Below are 25,832 nucleotides of genomic sequence, written 5' to 3' on the forward strand. Positions count from 1 at the left end.
CAAAGGGGGCAGATTTTGAGGGAAGTATAGCAAGATAGCTGGGGGCGATCTGCGGGGTGAAATCGCGAGTATAGACGGGTGATATATTTATCTTTAATTTTATTATTTTTGCATATGAATTTATTTTTATTTTTTAAGCAATTTTAGGATTTATTTTTAATCCTTTTTTAAACATTGATTCTTCACGGTTATGCATTCGTGGTGAAAGTAGGATGTATTTTGTCTTTTCAGCGAAAATCGATAAGTACGTATTTTGTTTTCAGGAAATATAAGGTATTTCTCAAGCTGGTTAGCTATGCGGAATATTTGATAAATACGCGTCGGGTGCCCTATTATCTCGGGTCTTGCAGGCGGAGGTAAAGGGACTTTTATCGATGGCGGCCTTGTTTACTATTGAGTTTTTATTCGCATTCTGGATGTTCTTTATTCTGTACTGGCTGGTGGCTCCGCTGCCTAAAGTGCAGAACGGCCTGCTGCTGCTCGGCGGATATTTCTTCGTCTATCAGATAAGCGCATATTCTCTTATGATTTTATTGTCATGGAGTCTTTGCGTCTGGCTGCTGACGAATCTGGCGCAAAAAAGACGCTGTGCAAACCTGGCGACGGGGCTCCTTGTTGGGCTGATGCTGGGCTATTTTCTGGTCTTTAAATACTGTATGCCGTTTGCGGACTGGCTGCGGGCGAATCTGGAGCGTTTCAACGCCGTCTGGCCCATTCCGGTGCTCGACATTCTGCTGCCCCTGGGGCTGTCGTTTTACCTGTTTAACTCCCTGAGCCTGGTGCGGTCGGTAGCGAAGCAGGAGATCGCCCGTCCGGATCTGCTCAGCGTGCTGCTGTACATTAACTTTATCCCCACGCTGGTAGCTGGCCCGGTGAATCGGGCGGTGGATTTGATCCCGCAAATCCAGGCGACGCGGCGCATCGTGCTGGATCTTAAAACGGCTTTTTGCCTGATCGCGCTGGCGCTGATCAAGCTCTTCCTCCTCAGCACCTGGCTAAGCGACACGCTGGTCGACCCGGTGTTTAGCCAGCCTGCGGCGCATAACGGCTGGGATACGATCCTCGCCACCTACGGCTGGGCGTGGAATATCTATTTAAATTTCTCCGGCTACACCAATTTAGTCACCGGGCTTGCGATGCTGCTGGGGTATCGGCTGCCGAAAAACTTCGATCATCCGTATCTCGCCGCCTCGCTTCAGGCGTTCTGGCACCGCTGGCATATCAGCCTGTCGAACTTCATTCGGGATTCGATTTACTTCCCGCTGGGCGGCAGCCGAAAGGGACTGACCCGAACGCAAATCAACGTCGTGCTGGCGATGGTGATTTCAGGGCTGTGGCACGGTGCTGGCATGAACTTTATGCTGTGGGGCGCTATTCACGGTATCGGGCTGGTTATTTATAACCTCTGGCGCCGGTGGCGTCTGCGTCCGCTTCCGGAGGTGCTCGCGCGATTACTCACCTTCCATTACGTCTGCTTTGCCTGGATATTCTTCCGGGCCGAGACTTTCGACGATGCGCGGGGCCTTCTGCACAATATTCAGCATTGCAGTCTCGCCACATTACACGCCCCGCAGATGTGGAGCATCCTGGCCTTTATTCTGCTGGTCGTGTTTTATCCGCTGATGGTTAATTTACGCATCCGTGGGGTTAACCTTATTAACGCCACGCGCTGGTATGCGATCCCCTTAATGATTATTCCCGTTTTGACCTGTGCCTTTTTCTTTGCACCGTCCGGTGTGCCTGGATTTATTTATGCCAACTTTTAAATACTCAAACGTCATTATTAAAATCGTCAAAGCCTCGTGCCTGATCCTGACCTGTATGCTGGGGCTGTTGTGGCTGAATCAGCAGTCGCTCGACCGGTACTGGGTGCAGCATTTCCACCGTGACAGCCCATGGAGCCATATTTCTTCTCCGGCCTGGAAGCAGGGGGGAAAAATCATGACGGCGGCAGAGGCGGCGAAAGAGGCCTTTGTTGACAGCCTGAACGCGCCTCCACCCGCGCCGGAGGTGCCAAAACGCAAGCCGCTGCCGATGCTGGAATATAAACCGGTGTTTGAGCGTGAAGCGGTGCTGGCCTCTGAACATCCAAAGGATGTGCGTCAGCTCAGCCGCTGGCTATCGGCAGAGCGAGAGTCGGACAACATGCAGCCGGAAGGACAGCCGTCTGACGTGCTTTACGATGAAGAGGGTGACGCCCTTCTGGCGCCGGGAAAACAGGTGCTGTTCATCGGGGATTCCATGATGGAAGGCGTTGCGCCCCGCGTGCTTAAGCTGCTGAAAGAGGGCCATCAGGTGAAGGGCATCAACCTCAGCAAGCGCAGCACCGGGCTTGCCTATCCGGGGTTCTTTAGCTGGCCAGAGGCCACCGCCAGCGCGCTGGAAAAACATCCGGACATCGGCCTGCTGGCGGTCTTCCTCGGGCCAAACGACCCGTGGGATATGCCTGTCAGCAAGGGCCAGCCCTACCTGCGGTTTGGCAGCGCAGAGTGGGAAGAGGAGTACCGGGCCCGCATCCGTCAGATCCTCGCCCTGGCGGAGAAATACTCTCTGCCGGTAATCTGGGTGCTGCCGCCGAATATGCGTAAAGAGAAGCTGAATCAGAGGATGGCGGTACTGAGCGCGTTATACGAATCCGAGGTTAACGCCGCCGGGGGGATTGCCCTGTCCGTTAATGCCCTGTTTGGCTATCAGGGCACCATTTATTCTGCTAAGGCGTTGATCGATGGCAAGCCGGTAAACGTGCGTGCCAGCGATGGAACCCATTACTCCCCGGCCGGACTCGATGTTATTGCCGCCGCCATGATGAACAATATCCACGTTATGCCGCCGGAGCAGCCGGAGGTTGAAAGTGAATAATCGCGTTCTGCTGCCCGGCATACTGCTGCTGATGGTCTCCGGCGTAGCGTTGATGTCATGCAAAAAAAACGAGCCGGTACAGCCTCAGCCGACATCCCCCGTGCATCACACCGGCGGTTACTTAACCGATTACGGTGAGCAGGGGATGGAGGCGCTCTCCGCCCGCCTGGGCAACAGCCGTCACGTGCTGACCCATGTCGTGGTGATTGGGGATTCCCACACGGCGGCCGATTTTCTCTCCGGCCAGCTTCGCCGCCAGTTTCAGAAGAAATATGGCAACGGCGGCATCGGGTTTATCAGCCCGCTTGCCGTGCCGGGCAATCGCTACAGCAACGTCAAGTACGGCCGCGCGAAGGGCTGGGCGCTGATGAACAGCCGTCGACAGAGCAGCCCGTACTTTACGCTCGGGGGAACCATCGCTAAACCGCTGTCGTGGGACAGCGAAACGCGCGTCACCGCGCTGGCTGACGAGTCCTTTATCAAGGCGCAGGCGCTCTATCGCTCGTTCGGCGGGGCCACCTTGCTGCTTCAGGGGCGTAACATCGCGCTGGCCGACAGCCAGGGGCGCTGGGAGCTTTCCGAGGCGGCGCGCGTCCCGCTGTCGTTTTCCATGTCGGTCTCCGGTGAAAACGCCACCGAGCTGGCCGGGCTGTGGCTCACCGCCGCGCAGCCAAAAGGGGTCATCGTCAGCGCGCTGGGTATTAACGGCGCGCAGATCTCTATGCTGGATAAGTGGCAGGACGACTGGGCGGGCACGCTCAGTATGCTCAACCCGGATCTGGTGATCCTCGCCTACGGTACCAACGAGGCGTTTAATACGGAACTCTCCCTCAGCGAATACCGCCAGACGCTGGTGCGCCAGATACAGAAAATCCGCCACGCAGAACCCAACGCGGCGATCCTGCTGGTCGGGCCGGGCAGCAGTATCATGCATAAAGATGCGACGCGCTGCGAGAAGCGCCAGCCCGCGCTGTTGAAGCCGATTATCGAGATGCAAAAGCAGGTGGCAAAATCCGAACAGACCCTGTTCTGGGACTGGTTCGCGTGGATGGGCGGGGATTGTTCTATCGAACGTCTGGCGAAGCAGGGCAAGGCGCGTCCCGATTTAATCCACCTGACGGCGGAAGGTTATCAGGAAAGCGCGGCGGCGCTGTGGCAGGATCTGGAGAATAAGCTGAACCCGTGAATACAAAGGGAGTTAGGGTGAAAAGAGGTCGAAAAATCGTCACGCGCGGGCTGGGCTTGCTGTGCACGGCAGGGGTTATCGCCTGCTGTTTTCTGGCGTATGCAAACAAGACGGTCGTTGATTCTTCCCGCCACCGGCTGTACTCAACCGCTGAAAGTGCGCCGTACAATGACGTGGGCGTTGTCCCCGGCACGAAGCCGTCGGGCTTTTATTTCGCCAACCGCATTGATAGGGCCGCAGAGCTGTACCACGCAGGCAAGGTGAAATGGTTAATTGTGAGCGGAGATAATCGCCAGAAAAATTACAATGAACCCCTGGAAATGCAGAAAGCGCTGGTGCTGAAAGGCGTACCGGCAGAGGCCATCTACTGTGACTACGCCGGATTCACCACGCTGGACACCGTACTGCGCGCCCGGGAGATATTTGGCCAGAGCAAGTTCACCCTGATTTCACAAGGGTTCCAAAACAAGCGGGCTATTTATCTCGCGAGAGAAAACAACATCGACGCGATCGGCGTCAACGCGGCCGACGTAGCCCCTGAACGGCGCTACTGGCTGGGCAGCCTGCGCGAGTATGTTGCACGCGGCCGCGCGTTGCTTGATACCTCGCTGTTCAACCGCCAGCCACATTTTGGCGGGCCGAAAATTATTCCGGGCGTAACGGTGCAGGAAGGCTGTAAGAGTCAACTATAAAGGAAAAGACAAAATGGAGTTTCGCGGGATGGACGATACACTTGAGGTTAAAAATACCGGAAGTCACAATGTATCTGGCTATAAGCTTTACAGCACTAAGTCAGTCGTTATTGCGACAATTTTTGGTACCCCGCTGGCCGGGGGATATTTAATGGCGAAGAATTACGAACGCCTGAATAATAAGCCCAATGCCAGACGTACAATGATTTACACCCTCCTGTTTGTTGTTGTCTGGAGTTTTATTGCCCACTTAGTCAGTGAAGATTTACCTTCAACGGTTTTTTCCACGTCTGCACTGATTGCAATGTGGCAGAGCATGAAGCAGTTCCAGGGCGCACTGCTGGAGAAACACAGACTTAGCGAAGGGGCGTTTGAATCCAGCTGGAAGGCGTTTGGCATTTCACTTATTTTTGCTGTGGCGATACTGTTGCTTGTTGTTGTTTCTATTGAAATTTTTTGATTTATGCGCTTTTTAGCCTTGCTAAAAAAATTTATCTTAATAAGTCATAAGGAATGAGCAACGTATCGGTTATAAGAGATATTGGCATATCAAGTGCTAAAAAGAGTGGGTATGGGAATTCTAATTCTTCGATTCCTTCAGCATCAAAGCGTGTTGCAGGATAAACCCCCGGTTTTTTGAAAAAAGGATCGCGGCTGACAAAAGTGCCGCATCCGCTCAAAAACATCGAAATTAAAGCAACAATAACAATCCTTTTCATACGAACTCCCTGTTCATACTTGCTGAACTATAACAACTTACCTGTGTGCGCTACCGACTGGACTGCGCGGTTTATCGCAATCTGCGGGTAGGCGTGTTGGCAACGACACGTGCCGAGGCACTTTGCAGCGACCCGAAATCTATCGGAATGCCAGAAAGCAAAAACCCGCCACGAGGGCGGGTTCTTTAAATAGTGGTGCCCGGACTCGGAATCGAACCAAGGACACGGGGATTTTCAATCCCCTGCTCTACCGACTGAGCTATCCGGGCAACGGGGCGCATTAAACCGCAATCACGCACGGTCGTCAACACTATTTCTGGAAAAGCTGTTCAACTGCTTAACTTTGCGGCAATCTGTCGGTTTGCGCGTCGAAATTGCACAAATCTTCCAGACCGATCGGGTGCGGTGTGGCAATGCTGTGGGGGAGAGGAGGGCGGTATGGCAAACGACTGGCTTGAGCTGCGTCAGCATTCAGATACGGGTATTGAAACCATCAAAGCGCACTTTGAGGGCCATGCGTTCGATCCGCACTGGCACGATAGCTATCTGGTGGGGATTACGCTGTCCGGCACCCAGCAGTTTCACTGTCGGCGCGAGCGGCATCACAGCCATCCGGGCGATGCGTTTCTGCTTGAGCCGGGGGAAATCCACGACGGCGATGCGCCGGTCGAAGGCGGGTTTACCTATCTGACCTTTTACCTCGACGAGCACTGGCTGACCCAGACGCTGCGCGGGCTCTATGAATCCACGCCCGGCAGCTATTCCCTCCATTTTGCCCAGACGCTGACGCGCGAGCCGCAGCTGGTGCGTTCGATAAATGAGACCTTCACCGCGCTGCACAATGACGAGATGAAGATCGTCCAGCAGAGCGCGATGGACGGACTGCTGGCGCAAATCACCTCCCACTGCCACTGGCGTAAACGGCTGCCGTCGCAGTTGCAGAGCGCGGCGGTGGCGCACCGCGCTCGCGACTATCTGTATGCCCATATTGGCGACAACATCGGGTTGTCCGATCTGGCGCGGGAGACCGGGACGGATCGCTTCACCCTGACGCGCTGCTTTAAGCGTGAATTTCATCTCGCGCCGCATGCCTGGCTGATCCAGCTGCGGCTGGCGAAGGCGCGGCAAAAACTGGCGAGTGGCGATCGGCCGGTCGACGTGGCGGCGGCGCTGGGTTTTGCCGATCAAAGCCATCTGGGGCGCTGGTTCCAGCGGGCCTATCGCATCTCGCCAGCCCATTACCGTCAGTTGTGCACAAACCTTCCAGACGTTTCCAGAAAATAACGGCACATTCATGGCTCTTATAATAAAGGAGCCTCCTGTGAGCCTGATCCCCTTCCTGCTGTTTGCCTTTGTGGCCTCGATAACCCCCGGTCCGACCAATATTCTGGTGCTGACCAACAGCCAGCATTTTGGCGTTAAAAATACCGTGCCGGCGATCCTGAGCGGCTGTTTTGCGGCGAGTCTGATCGTGCTGATTTCCGGTGCCGGGGCGGGGGAAGTGCTGCGTCAGTATCCCCTGATACGTCAGGTGATGAGCTGGGCCGGGGTGCTGTGGCTAAGCTGGATGAGCTGGCAGCTGTTCAGCGCGCCCGCCGCGAATTTATCGGCCAAAGACCCTCATCGTTTTACCCCACGGGCCGCAGCGCTATTGCAGATTGTGAATCCAAAAACCTGGATGCTGGCGCTGGCGGTGGTGAGCCTGTTTGCGCCCGCAAGCACCCATCCGGTAAAGGATATTGCGCTGATGGCGTTCTGCTTTCTGGTGATTTCGATTGTGTGCCTGCTGTGCTGGGCGTGGCTGGGGAAGGCGGTAAACCGGGTGTTTCGCACCACCGTGGCGATGGTGCGATTTCAGCGCCTGATGGCGCTGTGTCTGTTCATTTCCGCGTGGGCGGGCATGTTCGCTTAGGTTAACGCGCCTCCCGTCCGGCAGCGGGCAAAGCGCAGAATATCTTCCGCCAGTCGGTGCGCGGTATCGACGTCTGCCTGGCTGCGGTTCACCAGCATCCGGCTCAGACACCCTTCGAGCACCAGCTCCATCTGTTTCGCGACCATCGCCGGGTCGTCTACCTCCAGTCGGGTGAGCAGCTCGTGCGTGAAGTCATACGCGGCACGCTTCTGCTGATCCGCCAGCTGGTGGATCGGATGGCCCGGATCCGGGAAGTAGGTGCAGGCGGCGATAAACAGGCAGCCCGGATAGCGATTATTGCTTACGCAGTCGGTCAGCGCGGTATAGCGGGCCAGCAGTTTTTGTTCGGTCGTCAGCTCGTCGTTGAGCATAAGCTGCCTGCGCCAGATATCGACCTGCTGGCTGAGGTAGCGCAGCGCGTCATATAGCAGCGCCTCTTTGTCAGGCCAGAAACGCCTGAGATCGTCCAGAGGATAGTCGATACGGTCCGCGACCATCTCAAGCGTGGTGCTGGCGATACCTTGAATTTCAAGCAATTGCAGGGCTTGTCCCAGTACGTCTTCGCGTTGCACGGTTTTCTCCTCCGTTTTTCCCAACGGTTTCTCCCGTCTACAGTGTCGTTTACGGTTGGCGATCGCGCAAATGCGCGCTAAACGCCGCCGCATCCATAAATCCTGTCACGCGCGCGGCGGGCTGCTCTTCGCCCTGCTCGTTAAAGAACAAAATGGTCGGCAGGCCGAGCACGTTAAGCTGCTTGAGCAGCGCTTTGTCCTGCGCGTTGTTCGCCGTGACGTTGGCCTGAAGCAGCACGGTATCTTTCAGCGCAGTTTGCACCTGCGGATCGCTAAAAGTGTATTTTTCAAACTCTTTGCAGGCCACGCACCAGTCGGCGTAGAGATCGAGCATCACCGGCTTGCCCTGCGCCTGCGTCAGCGCACGGTTCAGGTCGTCGACGGTGTTAATCCGGGTGAAAGTCAGGTGCGCCTGCGACTGTGCGGCTGGGGCGCCAAAGGCCCAGTCCTGAAGCGGTCGAACGCTCACCAGCGCGGCGGCGAGCAGCAGGATCTGCACCAGACGCATCCACGGCTTTTTCGCGCCCAGGCTGACGATAAACGCCCAGCCGAAGAACGCCACGCCGAGCATCGCCCACAGGCGCAGCCCCCAAACGTCGCCGATCACACGCTCAAGCAGGAAGATCGGCAGCGCCAGGATCACAAAGCCAAACGCCGTTTTCACCGTTTCCATCCACGGGCCGCTTTTTGGCAGCAGCCGGTTGCCGAAGACGGTGACCAGGATCAGCGGCAGGCCCATGCCCAGCGCGTAAAGATAGAGCGTGCCGCCGCCCAGCCACAGGTTGCCGCTCTGGGCGATGTAGAGCAGGATGGCGCTCAGCGGCGCGGTGGTACAGGGCGAGCAGATCAGCCCGGCGATGGCCCCCATCGCGAACACCCCGCCCGCTGAGCCGCCCTGCTGACGATTGCTCATCAGCGTTAAGCGGGTTTGCAGCGACGAAGGCAGTTGCAGGGTAAACAGGCCAAACATCGACAGCGCCAGCAGGGTAAAGACCGCCGACAGCCCGATAAGCACGTAAGGATGTTGCAGCGCGGCCTGGAACTGTAGCCCGGCGGCAGCCACCACCAGGCCGAGCGCCGTGTAGGTCAGCGCCATTCCCTGCACGTAGATAAAGGCCAGCAGCAGCGCGCGGCCGGTCGACAGGCGCTGTTTGCCGCCCAGCACGATGCCGGAAATCAGCGGGTACATCGGCAGCACGCAGGGCGTGAACGCAATCCCTATGCCAATCAGCAGCGCCCACAGGGCGGAGAAGGGCAGTTCTGAACCGGTTTCGCCCTGTTCCTTCACCTCTGCGGGGGAAGGGGAAACGGCGGCGGCCGCGCTAACTTCGCTCAGCGGAACGACCTTCGTTTCCGGCGGGTAGCAGAACCCGGCGTCGGCGCAGCCCTGGTAGGTCACCGTCAGCGTTGCGCCCTTCGCGGCCTGCTCCACCGTCACCGGCACGCTCAGTTGGTGGCGGTAAATCTCGCTTTTGCCGTAAAACTCGTCCTCGTGCCATTCGCCTGCGGGCAGCTGTAGGGCGCCCACGCTGGCCTGAGCGGGGGTGACGCTAACCTGCTTGCGGTAGAGGTAATAGCCCTCTTTGACCTGCCAGGTGAGATTCAGATCGTGCTGGTTTTGCTGGAAGTCGAAAACAAACGCCTGGTCGGCGGGAATAAAGTTCGAACGGCCGGGTGCGTCAAACAACCCGGCAAAAGCTGACGTGCTGCACAGCAGCAGGATCAGCGTAAGGATGCGTTGAGCCATGAGAGATAATCGTTATCGCCGTGGACGACTGGCAGAACCAGCAGTTCCGGGGTTTGGTAAGGATGATGGGACTTGAGACAATCGAGGAGCGCCTGCTGATTCGCCCTGTTGGTCTTCAGCAGCATCTGGACTTCGTACTCCTGCTCCAGCTTGCCTTCCCAGTAGTACAGGGAGGTCGCGCCGGGGAGGAGGGTGACACAGGCGGCCAGTTTTTCTGCCAGCACTTTGGCGGCGAGATCCTGGGCGGAAGCCTCATCAGGAGCGGTACAAAGCACAACAACAGCGTCTGGTGTATTCACAGGTCGACCTCGTTATCGCGAAAAGAAGCACTATACCACGCGAGGCCGTTGCTCATTAATGAATCGGGCCGCAGAGCGACCCGATTTTAACCATTTTTACAACCGCTAACGATTTACAGCACCACGCCGCCAATGATAAAGCCGAGGATCACGCACAGCGAAATGGCGACCACGCCGGGGATCAGGAACGCGTGGTTAAACACGTACTTACCGATACGGGTCGAGCCGGTGTCGTCCATTTCTACCGCCGCCAGCAGGGTTGGGTAGGTTGGCAGTACGAACAGCGCGGACACGGCGGCAAACGAGGCGATGGCCGTCAGCGGCGTCACGCCCAGCATCAACGCCGCAGGCATCAGCGCTTTGGTGGTTGCCGCCTGGGAGTAGAGCAGGGTGGCCGCGAAGAACAGCACCACGGCCAGCAGCCACGGATAGTTGTGCAGCAGGTCGCCCGCCACGGTCTGGATATCCGCGATGTGCGCTTTCACGAAGGTATCGCCAAGCCACGCCACGCCCAGCACGCACACGCAGGCGCTCATGCCGGACTTAAAGGTGCTGGCGTTCAGCACTTCGCTGGTGTCGATTTTGCAGGTGATGCTGATAAGCGTCGCGATGGTCAGCATGAAGACCACAATCGCTTCGTTACGCGGCAGCACCGGGTTCTGGATCAGGCCCACGGTATCGCTGATGGCGGTGGCGTAGAACATCACCGCGACAATCCCAATCAGGAACAGCAGCACCGAGCGTTTGGCGTGTGGCTTCAGCTCGAAGACCTGGCTACCGCGCAGGCTTACTTCACCCTTGGCAAGGCGTTCCTGATACACCGGATCGTCTTTCAGCTCCGCGCCGAGGAAGTTACACAGCACGGCGGTGATCATCACCGCAATCAGCGTGACCGGAATACAGATCGCCAGCAGCGTCAGGTAGCTCACGCCCATCGGCTCAAGAATACCGGCGAAGAAGACCACCGCCGCCGAAATAGGCGAGGCGGTAATCGCAATCTGCGACGCCACCACGGCGATGGAGAGCGGGCGGGAAGGGCGAATGCCCTGCTCTTTTGCCACTTCGGTGATCACCGGCAGCGTAGAGAAGGCGGTGTGGCCCGTCCCCGCGAGAATGGTCATAAACCACGTCACCAGCGGGGCCAGGAAGGTAATGTATTTTGGATGGCGGCGCAGCATACGCTCCGCCAGGCTCACCAGGTAGTCCATACCGCCCGCCACCTGCATGGCGGCGATGGCAGCGATAACCGCCATAATGATTTCGATAACGTCGAACGGAATTGCGCCGGGTTTAATCTGAAAGATCAGGGTAAGAACGAGCACCCCAAGACCACCGGCGAAACCAATGCCGATCCCCCCGAGTCGTGCTCCCAAATAAATCGCCAACAGGACGATGACGAGTTCTGCTCCAAACATAAGTGCCTTCCTTGTTTATTAACAAGTTGATATTAAATTGTTGTGTAATTGGTAATGCTTAAAAAGAAAAAAGGCACGTCACAAGTGACGTGCCTTTCGGAAGCTTAGCCTGTACTGCTACTGTTCGCTTTCATCGGTATATCGTTTCGCTTTATAGGCCGGGTGCATCAGGTTTTGCGCCGAGAAGATATCGTCCAGCTCGGCTTCGGTCAACAGTCCTCGTTCAAGAACCACCTCACGCACGCTCTTACCGGTTTCGGCACAAATCTTACCGACGATGTCGCCGTTGTGGTGGCCGATGAACGGGTTCAGGTAGGTAACAATCCCGATGGAGTTGTAGACGTAACCTTCGCAGACCGCTTTGTTGGCGGTGATGCCGTTGATGCATTTTTCCAGCAGGTTGTAGCAGGCGTTGGTCAGGATGTGGATTGACTCGAACATCGCCTGGCCAATCACCGGCTCCATGACGTTCAGCTGGAGCTGACCGGCTTCAGAGGCCATGGTCACGGTGGTGTCGTTACCGATGACTTTGAAGCACACCTGGTTGACCACTTCCGGCACAACCGGGTTGACCTTGGCCGGCATGATGGAGGAACCCGCCTGCAACTCTGGCAGGTTGATTTCGTTCAGGCCAGCGCGCGGGCCGGAAGAGAGCAGGCGCAGGTCGTTACAGATTTTGGACAGCTTCACCGCCAGACGTTTCAGGGCGCTGTGAACCATCACGTAGGCGCCGCAGTCGGAGGTGGCTTCAATCAGGTCTTCCGCAGGCACTACCGGCAGGTTAGAGACTTCAGCCAGCTTCTGCACCGCCAGCTGCTGATAGCCGTCCGGGGTGTTCAGACGCGTACCGATTGCAGTTGCGCCGAGGTTCACTTCCAGCAGCAGCTCAGAGGTGCGCAGCAGGTTTTTGGTCTCTTCGTTCAGCAGCACGTTAAACGCGTGGAACTCCTGACCGAGGGTCATCGGCACCGCGTCCTGCAACTGGGTACGACCCATTTTCAGGATATCCTGGAACTCAACCGCTTTACGCTGGAAGCCATCGCCCAGCTGGTTGATCGCGTCGACCAGTTTCACCACCGAGGCGTAGACCGCGATGCGGAAGCCGGTTGGGTAGGCGTCGTTGGTGGACTGGCACTTGTTCACGTGGTCGTTCGGGTTGAGGTACTGGTATTCACCTTTCTGGTGGCCCATCAGCTCCAGGCCGATGTTCGCCAGTACTTCGTTGGTGTTCATATTGACGGAAGTACCCGCGCCGCCCTGATAGACGTCAACCGGGAACTGATCCATGCATTTGCCGTTGTTCAGCACTTCATCGCACGCGGCGATAATCGCATTTGCAGCACTTTTCGGAATGGTTTGCAGCTCTTTGTTCGCCAGGGCTGCGGCTTTCTTCACCATCACCATGCCACGCACAAACTCAGGGATGTCGCTGATTTTGCTGTTGCTGATGTAGAAGTTTTCAATCGCTCTCAGAGTGTGAACACCATAGTAGGCATCCGCTGGAACTTCCCTGGTACCCAACAAATCTTCTTCGATACGAATGTTGTTTAACATGTGAACCTTCTTTTAAAGCTGCCGATGGATTGTACTAAACACACAGTAGATATGTGGTTTTCACTATTTGCTGACCGACGATTATTCCCTCAATCAGCCAGATGTTCGAGATCATATGCTGATGATAGCGAATTGCCGTAATCTGGATCACTTATTATCGAGCCTGTTACATGATAATTATTAATCTGTGAAATGAGTCACCGCTTTAATATTTCCAAAAAAAATATCCGTGCAAACTGATTGAATTTTGGCTATCCACCCCCATTTCTCCTGAACGCGAGTTGCGAACACATTCAGACAGGGGCGAAGCGCCTCTGCCACACAGGAGATGCCGGTGCGCTGGATACCGTTAATTGCCATTTTTCTCTATGTTTACATCGAGATTTCGATTTTTATTCAGGTCGCTCACGTGCTGGGCGTCCTGCTGACCCTGATTCTGGTGATCTTCACGTCGGTCATTGGGATGTCGCTGGTGCGTAATCAGGGCTTCAAAAACTTCCTGTTAATGCAGCAGAAGATGGCGGCAGGCGAAAGCCCGGCGGCCGAGATGATTAAAAGCGTGTCGCTGATTATTGCCGGCCTGCTGCTGATCCTGCCGGGGTTCTTCACCGATTTCCTTGGCCTGCTGCTGCTGTTGCCGCCGGTGCAAAAGCACCTGACCCTGAAGCTTCTGCCGCACCTGCGCTTTAACCGGATGCCGGGCGGTGGGTTCAGCACCGGCCCGGGCGATACCTTTGACGGGGAATATCAGCGTAAAGACGAGCAGCACGACCGTTTAGATCATAAAGACGACCGTTAAACGGCAGTTTATCCCTTTGTAGGCCCGGTAAGCGAAGCGCCACCGGGCGCTATTTTAAGGCTCCGCGCTTCGGCAAAAACGCCCACAGCCCCGCCAGCATTACGATGGCGTACAGGCTCTTCCATCCGACCATCGCCAGCAGCAGCAAACAGAGCACCCCGCCAATTACCGCCAGCGTTTTATAGCGCCCCGTCAGCAGACGACAGCCCGCCAGCATACACAGCAGATAGATAATGATGAAAATGCCGTTGGCATAGACAATCAGCGCGTCCAGATTGATGTTCAGCCAGTAAATCCCCAGCGTGCTCAGCACGCAGCAGCCCAGCACGGCGTTCAGCGCGTTCAGCGGCAGCTGACGTTTTGACAGGCGGGCGAGGTGGCCCTCGGGCCTGTACTGCGCCTGCGACCACACCATACGGGCGAAGCTCTGAATATAGATATTCAGGCTGGCAAAACAGGCGAGATAGCCAATCACGCAGGCGACCCACAGCGCTTTCACCCCGAACAGCGTCACCACGATGCCCGGCAGCGAGGCGGCTGCGGCTTTATCTTCCCCGAAGGCGTTGAAGTGCAGCACCAGCACGGTACAGGCCCAGTAGACCGACCCCGCCAGCAGCAGGCCAATCATCAGCGCGCGCGGGAAATCGCGCTCGGGCTGTTTAAATTCCGACGCCAGATGGGCAAACGCTTCAAGACCGACAAAACACCAGAACATCACCGACAGCGCGGCGAAAAGCTGTGAGGTGCTGACATCTGAGAGCGGCGGGAAGGGAATTTCCCTCACGGTGATATCGCCCGCCCACCAGATGGCGGCAATCAACGCGACGATCAGGATCGCGACCAGCGTTTGCAGATTGGCGCTGGAGCGGGCGCCGCGCGAGCCAACCCACCAGATAATCAACAGCGTGCCCAGTTCGGCAAACAGCAGCTGTTCGTCATGCCAGCCAAACAGCGCCTGACCGAAGCCCGTGGCGATGTGCAGCGCCGCAGGCAGGCCGACCGGGATAACCGAGAGAAACAGCCAGCCGGTCACGCGCTCAAGGCGCGGGCCAAAGGCCATGCCGACAAAGTGCGCCACGCCCCCCGCGCTGGGGAAATGTCTGCCCAGCACGGCAAATACAATGGCAATCGGGAAAACCAGCACAATCAAGGCCGGCCACGCCCACAGGCTGTTATCGCCTGCGACCAGCGCCGCCAGCGCGGGAACCGCGAAAACGCCCGTACCTAACAAGGAGGTTGAGAGCAATCCAACGCCCTGCGCCAGCCCTAGCTCCTGCTTGAGACCACTCATTTACATCGTCCTGCCACCGCTCAAAGAGAGGGGATGGTAACACTTTCACAATTTTTTTTTCGATTCCCCCTTGAAGGGGGAAAAAGCTATCCCCATCTCTCAGGGCACTAGCCGGAAAACCGCGTGCGGCCCGGCGTCATCCATAACTGATAATGACTTTCTCAAAGGAGAGCTATCAATGAGTATTCGTCCGTTACATGATCGTGTGATCGTCAAACGTAAAGAAGTTGAAACCAAATCTGCTGGCGGCATCGTTCTGACCGGTTCTGCGGCAGCAAAATCAACGCGTGGCGAAATCATCGCTGTCGGTAAGGGCCGCATCCTGGAAAACGGAACTGTGCAGCCACTGGACGTTAAAGTTGGTGACATCGTCATTTTCAACGATGGCTACGGCGTGAAATCCGAGAAGATCGACAATGAAGAAGTGTTGATCATGTCCGAAAGCGACATTCTGGCAATTGTTGAAGCGTAATTTTACGCACGAGAATTTGAGGAAATAAGAACATGGCAGCTAAAGACGTAAAATTCGGTAACGACGCTCGTGTAAAAATGCTCCGCGGCGTAAACGTACTGGCAGACGCAGTTAAAGTGACTCTCGGCCCGAAAGGCCGCAACGTAGTGCTGGATAAATCCTTCGGCGCGCCAACCATCACCAAAGATGGTGTTTCTGTAGCACGTGAAATCGAACTGGAAGACAAATTCGAAAACATGGGCGCGCAGATGGTGAAAGAAGTTGCCTCTAAAGCGAACGACGCTGCGGGCGACGGTACCACCACCGCGACCGTGCTGGCGCAGGCTATCATCACTGAAGGTCTGAAAGCCGTTGCTGCGGGTATGAACCCGATGGATCTGAAACGTGGTATCGACAAAGCCGTCGCATCCGCCGTTGAAGAGCTGAAAGCCCTGTCCGTACCGTGCTCTGACTCTAAAGCCATTGCTCAGGTTGGTACTATCTCCGCTAACTCCGACGAAACCGTAGGTAAACTGATCGCAGAAGCGATGGATAAAGTCGGTAAAGAAGGCGTGATCACCGTTGAAGACGGTACCGGTCTGGAAGACGAACTGGACGTAGTTGAAGGTATGCAGTTCGACCGTGGCTACCTGTCCCCATACTTCATCAACAAGCCAGAAACGGGCGCTGTTGAGCTGGAAAGCCCGTTCATCCTGCTGGCTGACAAAAAAATCTCCAACATCCGCGAAATGCTGCCAGTGCTGGAAGCCGTTGCGAAAGCAGGCAAACCGCTGGTTATCATCGCTGAAGATGTTGAAGGCGAAGCGCTGGCGACCCTGGTGGTTAACACCATGCGCGGCATCGTGAAAGTGGCTGCGGTTAAAGCACCTGGCTTCGGCGACCGCCGTAAAGCGATGTTGCAGGATATCGCGACCCTGACTGGCGGTACCGTGATCTCTGAAGAGATCGGTATGGAGCTGGAAAAAGCGACGCTGGAAGACCTGGGTCAGGCGAAACGCGTTGTGATCAACAAAGACACCACCACCATCATCGATGGCGTGGGTGAAGAAGCGGCGATTCAGGGCCGTGTTGGTCAGATCCGTAAGCAGATCGAAGAAGCAACGTCTGATTACGACCGTGAAAAACTGCAAGAGCGCGTAGCGAAACTGGCTGGCGGTGTTGCGGTAATCAAAGTCGGTGCTGCGACCGAAGTTGAAATGAAAGAGAAAAAAGCACGCGTTGACGATGCCCTGCACGCAACTCGTGCTGCGGTAGAAGAAGGCGTGGTTGCTGGTGGTGGCGTTGCGCTGGTGCGCGTTGCCGCTAAACTGGCTGGCCTGACCGCTCAGAACGAAGATCAGAACGTGGGTATCAAAGTTGCGCTGCGCGCGATGGAAGCGCCTCTGCGTCAGATCGTTTCTAACGCCGGTGAAGAGCCATCCGTTGTGACCAACAACGTGAAAGCGGGCGAAGGTAACTACGGTTACAACGCTGCAACTGAAGAATACGGCAACATGATCGACTTCGGTATCCTGGACCCAACCAAAGTGACCCGTTCTGCTCTGCAATACGCGGCCTCTGTTGCGGGTCTGATGATCACCACCGAATGCATGGTTACCGACCTGCCTAAAGGCGACGCACCTGACTTAGGTGCTGCTGGTATGGGCGGCATGGGTGGAATGGGCGGCATGATGTAATTGCCCTGCGCCCTGACATCTTCAGGGCGTATCTCCCATAATTGAAAAACCCCCGGGCAGAAATGTCTGGGGGTTTTTCTTTTGGTCATCTTTTAGGTATAAGGTTTACACACGGACAACTACTGTCCAGCTTATTGAAAACGAGGAATAACATGCGCGTAAAAGTCTGTGCAGGGATCGTAGGGGCAGCGTTGCTGCTGGCGGGCTGTAGCTCCAGTAATGAGCTGTCGGCTGCGGGTCAGAGCGTTCGCTTTGTAGAAGATAAGCCGGGCAGTGAATGCCAGCTGCTGGGCACCGCTACCGGTGAGCAAAGCAACTGGATGTCAGGCCAGCACGGCGAAGAGGGCGGCTCTATGCGCGGCGCGGCGAACGCGCTGCGTAACCAGGCGGCGGCAATGGGCGGCAACGTGATTTACGGCGTGAGCAGCCCAACGCAGGGAATGCTGTCGAGCTTCGTGCCGACCGCAAGCCAGATGAACGGCCAGGTTTATAAGTGCCCGAACTGATGTGAGCGCGGGTTTCCCTCCCGTAAAAGAGAGGGAAACCGCTGCTGTTTAAGCGTTTAAGCTCGCCTGCGCCTCAGCGCGGTAAGCGCGCAGCGTTTTATGACAGAATTCTTTAGTGACCATCTGACCCGGCTGCGTCGGCACTTTACGGGCGAAAGTCTGGCAGAGCCTGTGCTTCTGCGGCAATGCCTGAAGGCCCGGCGTCATCAGCGCAACGCGTTTTACGATGCTATCCAGCCCCTCCGATCCCTCTTCCTCGCTGCACTTCATCATCGTCCCGGCAAGAATTTGCTGCCCCTGTTCGGTATCAAAGCAGTACAGCACCGCAACGTGATGGGTAAATAACGCCTGTTTCCAGCCTTCATGGCTGATTTCACGGTAATCCTCGCTGTCCGGGGAGGCGAGGTCAACGAAGCAGAGCTGAATAAAATCGAGCAGCGAGGCGATAATATTCATTGTTTCATGGTCATGGATGGCCTCAATAGCCTGACGGATCGCCAGAATAATAAATTCGACCTGAAGATCCTCGATTTCAATCATCACGATTTGCTCGTTTTGCATACTCATCACGAGTGAAAATCGCTCTTCCTGGAATTTCGGGGCGAACGCCATCACCAGATTTCCTGCATCAGGCTGCATCACGTCCTGCTCGAAGATTGCCGGGATATTTTGCGAGAGCGCTTCTGCCTGGGCGATGGTTTTCGCTTTATAGGTTGCATCGTTTTGGGCGAGGCGCGCGGCTATTTTTAGCGTCCGGCTGCGTAACACCATCAGGAAATCGACCAGGGTAGTTAAGGGCATATAGATAATGCGATCCTGGCGGTTCTCATCGCGGAATTTAAACGTCATGACGTGCAGACGGTTATCTTTTTTAATAGGGGCGGTATTTATGCCTGTAATGGCCATCGTAGAGTTCCTTTTCCGGTTAATGGGCGTGACGTTGCGTGCGGTATGCCGATAAATCGACCACACGATCGGCGGAAGCAATCGTCGATGGCCGGTGTGCAACGATCACGCGGGTAATGCTCAGGCCTGAAATCGCCTGATTGATGCAGGATTCGTTATTCAAATCGAGGTGGCTGGTCGCCTCGTCCATAAACAGAATGTTCGGTTTACGGTAAAGGGCGCGTGCGATCAGCAGACGCTGTTTTTGTCCGCCGGAAATGCCCAGCCCCAGCTCGCCAATCAGCGTTTCGTAGCCCATCGGCATGTTCATAATCTCGTCGTGAATATTGCTGTTACGCGCGCAGGCTTCGATAAACGCCTGATCGGCGTTGTCTTCAAACCCGCAGATGTTTTCCGCGATAGAGCCGGAGAACAGGCGGTCTTCCTGCAACACGCAGGCGGTGCTCAGGCGGTAGTTGTTGAGGCCGATTTTGTTGATATCGAGGTTGTTGGCTAACACGTCCCCGCTGGTGGGGGCGAGCAGGCCGCACATCACCTTCAGCAGCGTGGTTTTACCCACCCCGGACGGGCCGACCAGCGCCAGAGACTCGCCCGGCGTAATGGTCAGATCCAGATTCGCGAATATCGGCTGAGAGAAAGGATCGTACTGGTAGCTCAGGTTTTTAAGCTCCAGCTTGACGCCGGCATTCTCTTCAAAGACGCGGCGAACCGGCATTTCCGCCTCAGGCTCGCTAAAGGCAATTTCCGACAGACGTTCATTGTGCAATGAGAGCATCCGCACCTGCATCACCAGGTCGATCAGGCTCGATGCCCGCTGGGAGAACTGGCCGCGATAGGCGTTGAAGGCCATAAACATCCCAAGCGTCATGTTATTGTCGATCACCATCACGGCGCCGAGCCACAGGATCGCCACCTGATCGATAGTCGAGATAAAGGTGTTGATCCCGCTGAACATCATGTCAAAGCGGGTCTGTTTGATCCCGGCGTTGCAGGCGTCGATGTTGATATTCAGCCAGTTTTTGGAGCGACGCTCCTTGAGATTCAGCGCTTTTACGGTGGCAATACCGTAGAGCGTTTCCATAAAGTGCGAGCTGGAACGCGCCCCTTTGATCACCTGCTCCTCAGAAACCTGACGGTAGAAGCGGTAGGTCGCCAGACGCATGATGGCGTAACAGGCGGTAAACCCAACGACTACCCAGACCAGCCAGCCGCCGTACAGCGAGAGCATAATCAGCAGCCCAACCGTCATGATCGAGTCGATCACCCCCGACACGATGCTGTTGGTGAAGGTGGATCGAATGGTGTCCAGCGAGGAGAAGCGCGACTGAATATCCCCCAGATGCCGTTTTTCAAAAAACGACAGCGGCAGGCGGGTCAGGTGATCGAACAGGGAGGTTTTCCACTGGATGTCGGTCAGGGTGTTCAGCGTTAACGACGTCCAGGCCCGCAGCATGCTGATGAAGGTGCGAAACAGGGTAAACGACACCAGCCCGATACAGATCACCGCCAGCAGGCTCTGGTCGTGGGCCATAATCACATGGTCGGTGACCAGCTGTGTCCCCACGGGCAGCAGCAGGCCGATGGCCTCAATCATCACCGAGAGGGCGAAGATCTTGATCAGGGTGCTTTTCAGCCCCACGATATTGCGCATCAGATCCAGCAGACGTAAGCGGGATTTCGCCGTTTCCTGCTTAAAGCTTTGGTCCGGCCACAGCTCAAGCGCCACGCCGGTGAAGAAGTTCGACATCTCCTGTATCCCAATCACCCGTTTGCCGAGCGCCGGATCGTGGACGATAAAGCTCGATTTCTTCACGTTGGTTAAGACCACGTAGTGGTTCATGCCCCAGTGCAGCACGCAGGGCAACTTCAGCTGCTTGATCTCATCGAGATCCAGCGTCAGCGCGCGGTTTTGCAGCCCTGCGCGCTGTGCGGTCTGGCTTAATGAGAGCAGCGACACCCCCTGAGAAGGGCTGCCAAAGCGCTGGCGGAAGTTAAACAGGTCGATGGACAGACCGTAGTAGCCCGCAATCATTGCCAGACAGGCGATACCGCATTCAGAGGCTTCAGACTGCAAAATCACCGGCGTGGTTTTCCGTAAGGAAAAATTCAGTTTTTCCGTAATGGAGTTAAACAATATCTTATTCATGAAGTGGGCCACTCACGCTTTGTGCAATCTTATAAACCGGCGTGAACATCCACATATATAGCGGGCGCTCTTCCAGAAATACTATCGCCTGGGCTTTTAAGCCGTTGGAGAGTTCAAGGGTTTTTCCGTTGTAGTGAAATGTCGTATTTTTAATTTTTACGATGGCTTTATACAGCGCCAGCTCCTGCTGGCTGGAGCCGGTGGTGACGTTAGTGTATTCCGCCATTTCCTGACGCGAGGCTGGCACCGACGACAGGGAAACCACTTCGCCGGGGAATTGACCAAATTTGTCCGACGGAAACGCGTCGTAGCGAATATTGACAATATCCCCCGGCTTCACGTAGGGAAGACTATTATTCGGCAGCCACAGGATCAGATAATATTCTATATTCCCGGTGGGTTTAATTTGCGCCAGACTGCTGCCTTTATCGACCATTTGCCCAACGGTTACGGCAACAGATTCAACTTTACCCGCTGCCGTCGCTTTTATCACCGCGTTGCCATTGGCATTCGATTCCACTTCCTGATTTTTATAATCGTTGATCTGGTTTTTTTGGGTAGAAATTTGATTGTCGAAATCTGCCGCTTTAATAATCCGATCGCTTTTCAGCTGCGTAAGCTGGGAATCAAGCTGCATTTTTTGACTCACCAGCGACTGATAGGTGCCTTGCTGCTGGAAATATAAAGAGTGCTGATAGTTATACTGATCTTTGGTGATAAGCCCCTGCTTGAGATAGGAATCATAGCTGGTCAGGTTGCTTTTCATTTTTTTCAGCCCGGCATCCGCGTTTGCCAGCATGGCGGTGGTTTCTTTGAGCGAGTTTTCATACTGTCTGACCTGGGTATCCAGCGCATCGAGGGTTTCGGCTTTGTTTTTGCGGATTTTCTCAATGATCTCTTCAGCGTTGGTGATTTTAGCGCTAATGACGGCGTTGAGCGCGTTGGTGACGTTCCCGTTGACGGTATAACGGGACACGTCCAGCTCGTACAGCGGCGCGCCTTTGCTGACAATATCGCCCGTTTCGACGTGCTTTTTCACCACGAACCCCTGCTGTGGCGCAAACACGTTGATGGAATGAGGCAGGGAAATCACCTCACCGCGCACGTCTATCCGCTGCGTATAGCTGCAAAAGGTGAGCGTAGAGATCAAAATAAGGATAAAGGCGAAAGCGATCAGGCTGATTAACCCTGCGGGCATCCCGGCCAGTAATAGAGCATTTCCTTTCCAGTGGTTCTTTTTATAATCAATCGCTTCCTTGCGATAGAGATCGTTTCCCATGTAATAGATATTATCCTTATATATGAAAGTGACTTTATTTGTGTGAATTATACTTAGGCAAAAAGACTATATTCCTGACAAATAATATATGTGTCAGGAATGATGTCAGACCGAATTTCGGACCGCATCTTAGCACACTGAAAGGGGTAAAATGAGCTGTCCCGGAATAAATCGGAAAGGAAAGAATAAATCAGAAAATAACTGGATTAATATGTTCTCTGTATATGTCACGCTGTTGATTTCAGCTTCTCCAGGAAACAGGCCCCCTTTTTTATATCCGGGTTATTATGATAGGATGTTTCTTTCCAATGGAATAAATACTGTGAATGGATGTTTTTACCTCCGTTTGTTCCTGCGTTCGATTTCAAAACAGTCCGGGAAGGACGATTATCGATTATCTTAATTCAACCAACAGGGATGGCTATCGAACCATGTCTATGAATTTATTTATGATTAATGGTGAAATAATTTTTGATGCGCATTCTTGTGAATTAAGGCCGCTGGACGATCAAACGAGAATTATTACACTTCACGCCCCGACGGCACGATGTTTACAGCTGTTGTTAGAAAAAAGAGGCGAGGTCGTTTCCAGGGACAGTTTTATGGAGGTGGTCTGGCAGTCGCGCGGTATCGTGGTGTCGCAAAATACCTTTTATCAGAATATTTCTCTTTTGCGTAAGTCGCTTAAAAAATCGGGCTTGAGCGCTGACATCATCGTGACGGTGCGCAGTAAAGGTTTTATCGTGCCTGCGGACACGCGCGTCGAAACGCTGGACGCTGAGCCTGCCGTCCACGCCGGGCTGGCTTCTCAACCCGTGCAGAAAGCGTTCTCGCGCGTTAACGGGAAAATCCCCAGGTGGTTAATTCTGTTGTTTGTCTTAGCCACCGGGTTTGAGCTGGTGTTAGTGGCCGGGGATGACCTGATTAAATAGCGACATCCCCCCTGACATGGCGCTACCCGCCCTGATTCAGCCTGAGATCCAGCGGCGTTTTACTTGGCTCACCGCCAATCTCCCGCGCCAGTTTTGGCACCATATAGCCTGACACCAGCGTCAGCAGCTCGCGCATGATGGCGCGGGCTTCATCGTCAGACACCATAAAGTGCGCCGCGCCCTGAACTTTATCCAGCACGTGCAGGTAATAGGGCATCACGCCGGCATCAAACAGCGCATTGCTGAGGTTCGCCAGAGTACGCGCATCGTCATTAATCCCGCGCAGCAGCACGCTCTGGTTTAGCAGCGTCACGCCCGCGTTGCGCAGGCGACGCATCGCCTGGCGAAACGCCTCGTCAACTTCCCTGGCATGGTTAATGTGGTTAACCAGCAGAATTTGCAGGGACGAACGTTCGACGCGGGACACCAGCTCGTCGGTGATACGGGCGGGAATGACGATGGGTAAACGGCTGTGAATGCGCAGGCGTTTGATATGCGGGATGGCCTCAAGCTGGGTGATAAGCCAGTCCAGCTCGTGATCTTTGGCCATCAGCGGATCGCCGCCGGAGAAGATAATCTCGTCGAGCTCCGGGTGCGCCGAAATGTAGTCCAGCGCCGTCTGCCAGTTGCGCTTATTGCCCTGATTGTCGGCGTACGGGAAGTGGCGACGGAAGCAATAGCGGCAATTTACCGCACAGCCGCCCTTCACCAGCAGCAGGGCACGGTTTTGGTATTTGTGCAGCAACCCGGGCACAACGCTGTTCTGCTCTTCCAGCGGATCGGTGCTGAAGCCCGGTGCGGTGACAAACTCGTCCTGCAAGGTAAGGGTCTGTTTTAGCAGCGGATCGTCAGGATTACCTTTCTCCATGCGTGCAACAAACGCGCGGGGTACGCGCAGGGGAAAGAGGCGTTTTGCTTCGCGGCCTGCGAGCAGACTTTCGTGCTTATCCAGCTCGACAAGACGCAATAATTCATCAGGACTGGTGATTACATCGGCAAGTTGCGATAACCAATCTTCTCTGGACGGGGTATTTAGGGTTACAATATGCGCCATTTTGTGGCTTAGCTACCAGTTAACAATTTTCAGAGGGCCTTATGGCGACTTACTATAGCAACGATTTTCGTGCTGGTCTTAAAATCATGATGGATGGCGAACCGTACGCGGTTGAAGCCAGCGAATTCGTTAAACCAGGTAAAGGCCAGGCATTCGCGCGCGTTAAGCTGCGCCGCCTGCTGACCGGTACTCGCGTAGAGAAAACCTTCAAATCAACCGACTCCGCTGAAGGCGCAGACGTTGTTGATATGAACCTGACCTACCTGTACAACGACGGTGAGTTCTATCATTTCATGAACAACTCCACTTTCGAACAGCTGTCTGCTGACGAGAAAGCGGTAGGCGATAGCGCGAAATGGCTGCTGGATCAGGCAGAGTGCATCGTGACCCTGTGGAACGGCCAGCCAATCGCTGTGACTCCACCAAACTTCGTTGAGCTGGAAATCGTTGAAACCGATCCAGGTCTGAAAGGTGACACCGCAGGGACTGGCGGTAAGCCAGCCAAGCTGTCTACCGGTGCAGTGGTTAAAGTTCCCCTGTTCGTACAGACTGGCGAAGTGATCAAAGTAGATACCCGCTCCGGCGAATACGTATCTCGCGTGAAGTAATTCATGTAAATGATTAAGGCGCAGCGCCCGCTGCGCCTGATTTTTTTGTTATTCCTGCCAGCTGATTACTTCCAATTCTCCTAAAAATATCGCCTTTTCCGTCAAACGTCTGGATCTTGTCTATCCTTAATTTGCTATACACAAAATAACTTTGGCTATAAAAGGACGATATTATGGTTAAGAAAACAATTGCAGCGATCTTTTCTGTCCTGGTGCTTTCTTCAGTGCTGACAGCATGTAATACCACCCGCGGTGTTGGGGAAGATATTTCTGACGGTGGTAGTGCAATTTCCGGTGCAGCGACCAAAGCTCAGAACTAATGAAGCAATGACGGTACGGCGTGATATCGCATCGTACCGTCAGTTTTCCACTTCCTGAGGCGATAAGAACGGTGAAAAGCGGGTATCCATATGCAGCTTCATGCGGATATTGCGTTTATAGGTGTAAACCGTTTTTCCATTGATGCTCAAATAGCTGGCAATCTTCTGATTACTGGTGCCATCCATCCACATATTCAGCACTTTCTCTTCCTGACGCGTTAATAGCGGTGCCGCAACGTGCGGTATTTCAATACTGGCGCAGGAGGTCAGGGCATCATTTATCACAGCGGCCAGGGTGTCCAGATCGGTCTTTTTGAGCAGGGAAGACCAGACGGGAAATGCCCCGAGCGTTTCAGCCGTTTCCCGTTCATCACCCGATTGCAGCAAAATAAAGGGCTGCGTTTCACAGGCTTTAAGCAACGAGGCAATCTGCTGGACAGGGTGAATATCCTGCCTGAAGCCGTTCAGGTCGGCGATCACCAGCGTGGGTTTCCACTGCAAGATATGCTCTCTGGCAAGGAAGAGGTTATTTAATCCGGTTACAACGTAATTGCCCGGAAAAAGGCCTGAATGATTGAGCCAAGCTTCAAACCCGGCGCGGGTGAAGTGACAACGGTCAATCAATAAAATTTTGAACATGGTGTATTCGCAGTCGGCTGGTGGTTTGGCTTCCTGCCATCAGAAAGCACACCATGATAGAGAAGTCGGATGAGTGCTAAATGCGTGAACTCCGCGCCATACTGAGGCTATTTCGGCGCTTAACCTCCGCGAAATAAACAGATTGAAAAAAAATCGTTCGTTAACCAAAATATAACGCCTAATCTCTGCCTTACGGGACGACCCGTAAGCGCATCCTTCATCGGGGACGGCCCCAACTTCATTTAAGTT

26 protein-coding genes and 1 tRNA gene are annotated in these 25,832 nt (G+C 54.8%); 14 read left to right on the forward strand and 13 right to left on the reverse strand.

Annotated elements, in window-relative coordinates; translation table 11 throughout:
* Positions 1-374 precede the first annotated feature (374 nt).
* The 5 genes from ACSVHP_RS18135 to ACSVHP_RS18155 are packed head-to-tail and all read left to right on the forward strand — an operon-like array spanning position 375 to position 5,197.
* Positions 375-1,766, forward strand: a complete 1,392-nt coding sequence (locus ACSVHP_RS18135; protein ID WP_447552633.1) for an MBOAT family O-acyltransferase — start codon at positions 375-377, stop codon at positions 1,764-1,766.
* A complete protein-coding gene (locus tag ACSVHP_RS18140) occupies positions 1,753-2,859 on the forward strand; it encodes an SGNH/GDSL hydrolase family protein (RefSeq protein WP_447552634.1) in 1,107 nt (368 codons plus the stop codon). Before ACSVHP_RS18135 ends, ACSVHP_RS18140 begins: the two co-directional genes overlap by 14 nt.
* Complete coding sequence (locus ACSVHP_RS18145; RefSeq protein WP_447552635.1) at positions 2,852-4,045, forward strand: SGNH/GDSL hydrolase family protein; 1,194 nt, start codon at positions 2,852-2,854, stop codon at positions 4,043-4,045. Before ACSVHP_RS18140 ends, ACSVHP_RS18145 begins: the two co-directional genes overlap by 8 nt.
* 17 nt (positions 4,046-4,062) lie before the next feature.
* A complete protein-coding gene (locus tag ACSVHP_RS18150) occupies positions 4,063-4,737 on the forward strand; it encodes a SanA/YdcF family protein (protein WP_447552636.1) in 675 nt (224 codons plus the stop codon).
* A gap of 28 nt (positions 4,738-4,765) precedes the next feature.
* Positions 4,766-5,197, forward strand: a complete 432-nt coding sequence (locus ACSVHP_RS18155) for a hypothetical protein (protein ID WP_447552637.1) — start codon at positions 4,766-4,768, stop codon at positions 5,195-5,197.
* A gap of 31 nt (positions 5,198-5,228) precedes the next feature.
* On the opposite strand, the gene ACSVHP_RS18160 is transcribed toward ACSVHP_RS18155, so the two are convergent.
* Positions 5,229-5,456 (reverse strand): YceK/YidQ family lipoprotein, encoded by a 228-nt coding sequence (locus tag ACSVHP_RS18160; protein WP_447552638.1) that lies wholly within the window; start codon positions 5,454-5,456, stop codon positions 5,229-5,231.
* Positions 5,457-5,649: 193 nt separating this feature from the next.
* Positions 5,650-5,725: transfer RNA gene (locus ACSVHP_RS18165), tRNA-Phe, on the reverse strand.
* Positions 5,726-5,894: 169 nt separating this feature from the next.
* On the opposite strand from ACSVHP_RS18165, the gene ACSVHP_RS18170 reads away from it, so the two are divergent.
* Positions 5,895-6,740 (forward strand): AraC family ligand binding domain-containing protein, encoded by an 846-nt coding sequence (locus tag ACSVHP_RS18170; RefSeq protein ID WP_447552639.1) that lies wholly within the window; start codon positions 5,895-5,897, stop codon positions 6,738-6,740.
* A gap of 37 nt (positions 6,741-6,777) precedes the next feature.
* A complete protein-coding gene (locus ACSVHP_RS18175; protein WP_417313011.1) occupies positions 6,778-7,368 on the forward strand; it encodes a LysE family translocator in 591 nt (196 codons plus the stop codon).
* Here the strand turns inward: ACSVHP_RS18175 and ACSVHP_RS18180 are convergent.
* From ACSVHP_RS18180 to aspA, 5 genes are all read right to left on the reverse strand, one after another.
* On the reverse strand, positions 7,365-7,940 hold the full coding sequence (locus ACSVHP_RS18180; RefSeq protein ID WP_234673146.1) for a transcriptional regulator: 576 nt from the start codon (positions 7,938-7,940) through the stop codon (positions 7,365-7,367). The genes ACSVHP_RS18175 and ACSVHP_RS18180 overlap by 4 nt on opposite strands.
* A gap of 49 nt (positions 7,941-7,989) precedes the next feature.
* Complete coding sequence (locus tag ACSVHP_RS18185; RefSeq protein ID WP_447552640.1) at positions 7,990-9,687, reverse strand: protein-disulfide reductase DsbD; 1,698 nt, start codon at positions 9,685-9,687, stop codon at positions 7,990-7,992.
* Complete coding sequence (gene cutA / locus ACSVHP_RS18190) at positions 9,663-9,986, reverse strand: divalent cation tolerance protein CutA (RefSeq protein ID WP_063144118.1); 324 nt, start codon at positions 9,984-9,986, stop codon at positions 9,663-9,665. Before cutA ends, ACSVHP_RS18185 begins: the two co-directional genes overlap by 25 nt.
* A 113-nt stretch (positions 9,987-10,099) precedes the next feature.
* On the reverse strand, positions 10,100-11,401 hold the full coding sequence (locus ACSVHP_RS18195) for an anaerobic C4-dicarboxylate transporter (RefSeq protein WP_417313017.1): 1,302 nt from the start codon (positions 11,399-11,401) through the stop codon (positions 10,100-10,102).
* 117 nt (positions 11,402-11,518) lie between these two features.
* Positions 11,519-12,955, reverse strand: a complete 1,437-nt coding sequence (aspA, locus tag ACSVHP_RS18200) for an aspartate ammonia-lyase (protein ID WP_234673141.1) — start codon at positions 12,953-12,955, stop codon at positions 11,519-11,521.
* Between the two features lie 334 nt (positions 12,956-13,289).
* Between aspA and ACSVHP_RS18205 the strand changes: the two genes are divergently transcribed.
* Positions 13,290-13,754, forward strand: coding sequence for an FxsA family protein (locus ACSVHP_RS18205; protein ID WP_234673138.1), 465 nt, complete (start codon positions 13,290-13,292; stop codon positions 13,752-13,754).
* Between the two features lie 49 nt (positions 13,755-13,803).
* On the opposite strand, the gene yjeH is transcribed toward ACSVHP_RS18205, so the two are convergent.
* Positions 13,804-15,045, reverse strand: coding sequence for an L-methionine/branched-chain amino acid transporter (gene yjeH, locus ACSVHP_RS18210; RefSeq protein WP_447552641.1), 1,242 nt, complete (start codon positions 15,043-15,045; stop codon positions 13,804-13,806).
* Between the two features lie 178 nt (positions 15,046-15,223).
* Here yjeH and ACSVHP_RS18215 point away from each other — a divergent pair, with 178 nt between their 5' ends.
* The 3 genes from ACSVHP_RS18215 to ACSVHP_RS18225 all read left to right on the forward strand — a co-directional run bounded on the left by ACSVHP_RS18215 (position 15,224) and on the right by ACSVHP_RS18225 (position 17,699).
* Positions 15,224-15,517: a co-chaperone GroES gene (locus ACSVHP_RS18215; protein ID WP_003855929.1), complete on the forward strand. Its 294-nt coding sequence runs from the start codon at positions 15,224-15,226 to the stop codon at positions 15,515-15,517.
* Between the two features lie 32 nt (positions 15,518-15,549).
* Positions 15,550-17,193, forward strand: a complete 1,644-nt coding sequence (gene groL, locus ACSVHP_RS18220) for a chaperonin GroEL (RefSeq protein ID WP_010427772.1) — start codon at positions 15,550-15,552, stop codon at positions 17,191-17,193.
* A 152-nt stretch (positions 17,194-17,345) separates the two neighbouring features.
* Entirely contained in the window at positions 17,346-17,699 is a 354-nt protein-coding gene (locus tag ACSVHP_RS18225) for a DUF4156 domain-containing protein (RefSeq protein ID WP_089600261.1), read from the forward strand.
* A 48-nt stretch (positions 17,700-17,747) separates the two neighbouring features.
* Here the strand turns inward: ACSVHP_RS18225 and yjeJ are convergent, their stop codons facing one another.
* Genes yjeJ through ACSVHP_RS18240 form a run of 3 tightly spaced genes read right to left on the reverse strand, consistent with a single transcriptional unit; the run spans position 17,748 to position 22,030 of the window.
* On the reverse strand, positions 17,748-18,605 hold the full coding sequence (gene yjeJ / locus ACSVHP_RS18230) for a YjeJ family protein (protein WP_447552642.1): 858 nt from the start codon (positions 18,603-18,605) through the stop codon (positions 17,748-17,750).
* 19 nt (positions 18,606-18,624) lie between these two features.
* The gene (locus ACSVHP_RS18235) at positions 18,625-20,751 is read right to left on the reverse strand and encodes a peptidase domain-containing ABC transporter (protein ID WP_447552643.1); all 2,127 of its coding nucleotides are present in this window, start codon (positions 20,749-20,751) and stop codon (positions 18,625-18,627) included.
* Positions 20,744-22,030 (reverse strand): HlyD family secretion protein, encoded by a 1,287-nt coding sequence (locus ACSVHP_RS18240; protein WP_447552644.1) that lies wholly within the window; start codon positions 22,028-22,030, stop codon positions 20,744-20,746. Before ACSVHP_RS18240 ends, ACSVHP_RS18235 begins: the two co-directional genes overlap by 8 nt.
* A 431-nt stretch (positions 22,031-22,461) precedes the next feature.
* Between ACSVHP_RS18240 and ACSVHP_RS18245 the strand changes: the two genes are divergently transcribed.
* A complete protein-coding gene (locus ACSVHP_RS18245) occupies positions 22,462-22,962 on the forward strand; it encodes a winged helix-turn-helix domain-containing protein (RefSeq protein WP_447552645.1) in 501 nt (166 codons plus the stop codon).
* A 22-nt stretch (positions 22,963-22,984) separates the two neighbouring features.
* On the opposite strand, the gene epmB is transcribed toward ACSVHP_RS18245, so the two are convergent.
* On the reverse strand, positions 22,985-24,016 hold the full coding sequence (epmB, locus tag ACSVHP_RS18250) for an EF-P beta-lysylation protein EpmB (RefSeq protein ID WP_447552646.1): 1,032 nt from the start codon (positions 24,014-24,016) through the stop codon (positions 22,985-22,987).
* A gap of 41 nt (positions 24,017-24,057) precedes the next feature.
* Between epmB and efp the strand changes: the two genes are divergently transcribed.
* Together efp and ecnB are read left to right on the forward strand one after the other, a co-directional pair.
* Positions 24,058-24,624: an elongation factor P gene (gene efp / locus ACSVHP_RS18255; RefSeq protein ID WP_010427766.1), complete on the forward strand. Its 567-nt coding sequence runs from the start codon at positions 24,058-24,060 to the stop codon at positions 24,622-24,624.
* Between the two features lie 173 nt (positions 24,625-24,797).
* Positions 24,798-24,944, forward strand: a complete 147-nt coding sequence (ecnB, locus tag ACSVHP_RS18260; protein WP_006178941.1) for a lipoprotein toxin entericidin B — start codon at positions 24,798-24,800, stop codon at positions 24,942-24,944.
* 39 nt (positions 24,945-24,983) lie between these two features.
* Here the strand turns inward: ecnB and ACSVHP_RS18265 are convergent, their stop codons facing one another.
* Complete coding sequence (locus tag ACSVHP_RS18265; protein WP_447552647.1) at positions 24,984-25,583, reverse strand: helix-turn-helix transcriptional regulator; 600 nt, start codon at positions 25,581-25,583, stop codon at positions 24,984-24,986.
* Between the last annotated feature and the right edge of the window lie 249 nt (positions 25,584-25,832).

The organism is Enterobacter sp. 186315 (assembly GCF_053290175.1).

Bases quoted from the DNA above. Each gene is read 5' to 3' on its own strand.
- ACSVHP_RS18135 (WP_447552633.1), top strand. From the start codon at position 375: ATGGCGGCCTTGTTTACTATTGAGTTTTTATTCGCATTCTGGATGTTC.
- ACSVHP_RS18140 (WP_447552634.1), top strand. From the start codon at position 1,753: ATGCCAACTTTTAAATACTCAAACGTCATTATTAAAATCGTCAAAGCC.
- ACSVHP_RS18155 (WP_447552637.1), top strand. From the start codon at position 4,766: ATGGACGATACACTTGAGGTTAAAAATACCGGAAGTCACAATGTATCT.
- ACSVHP_RS18160 (WP_447552638.1), bottom strand. From the start codon at position 5,456: ATGAAAAGGATTGTTATTGTTGCTTTAATTTCGATGTTTTTGAGCGGA.
- ACSVHP_RS18170 (WP_447552639.1), top strand. From the start codon at position 5,895: ATGGCAAACGACTGGCTTGAGCTGCGTCAGCATTCAGATACGGGTATT.
- ACSVHP_RS18185 (WP_447552640.1), bottom strand. From the start codon at position 9,687: ATGGCTCAACGCATCCTTACGCTGATCCTGCTGCTGTGCAGCACGTCA.
- ACSVHP_RS18195 (WP_417313017.1), bottom strand. From the start codon at position 11,401: ATGTTTGGAGCAGAACTCGTCATCGTCCTGTTGGCGATTTATTTGGGA.
- aspA (WP_234673141.1), bottom strand. From the start codon at position 12,955: ATGTTAAACAACATTCGTATCGAAGAAGATTTGTTGGGTACCAGGGAA.
- yjeH (WP_447552641.1), bottom strand. From the start codon at position 15,045: ATGAGTGGTCTCAAGCAGGAGCTAGGGCTGGCGCAGGGCGTTGGATTG.
- ACSVHP_RS18215 (WP_003855929.1), top strand. From the start codon at position 15,224: ATGAGTATTCGTCCGTTACATGATCGTGTGATCGTCAAACGTAAAGAA.
- groL (WP_010427772.1), top strand. From the start codon at position 15,550: ATGGCAGCTAAAGACGTAAAATTCGGTAACGACGCTCGTGTAAAAATG.
- ACSVHP_RS18225 (WP_089600261.1), top strand. From the start codon at position 17,346: ATGCGCGTAAAAGTCTGTGCAGGGATCGTAGGGGCAGCGTTGCTGCTG.
- yjeJ (WP_447552642.1), bottom strand. From the start codon at position 18,605: ATGGCCATTACAGGCATAAATACCGCCCCTATTAAAAAAGATAACCGT.
- ACSVHP_RS18235 (WP_447552643.1), bottom strand. From the start codon at position 20,751: ATGAATAAGATATTGTTTAACTCCATTACGGAAAAACTGAATTTTTCC.
- ACSVHP_RS18240 (WP_447552644.1), bottom strand. From the start codon at position 22,030: ATGGGAAACGATCTCTATCGCAAGGAAGCGATTGATTATAAAAAGAAC.
- ACSVHP_RS18245 (WP_447552645.1), top strand. From the start codon at position 22,462: ATGTCTATGAATTTATTTATGATTAATGGTGAAATAATTTTTGATGCG.
- epmB (WP_447552646.1), bottom strand. From the start codon at position 24,016: ATGGCGCATATTGTAACCCTAAATACCCCGTCCAGAGAAGATTGGTTA.
- efp (WP_010427766.1), top strand. From the start codon at position 24,058: ATGGCGACTTACTATAGCAACGATTTTCGTGCTGGTCTTAAAATCATG.
- ecnB (WP_006178941.1), top strand. From the start codon at position 24,798: ATGGTTAAGAAAACAATTGCAGCGATCTTTTCTGTCCTGGTGCTTTCT.
- ACSVHP_RS18265 (WP_447552647.1), bottom strand. From the start codon at position 25,583: ATGTTCAAAATTTTATTGATTGACCGTTGTCACTTCACCCGCGCCGGG.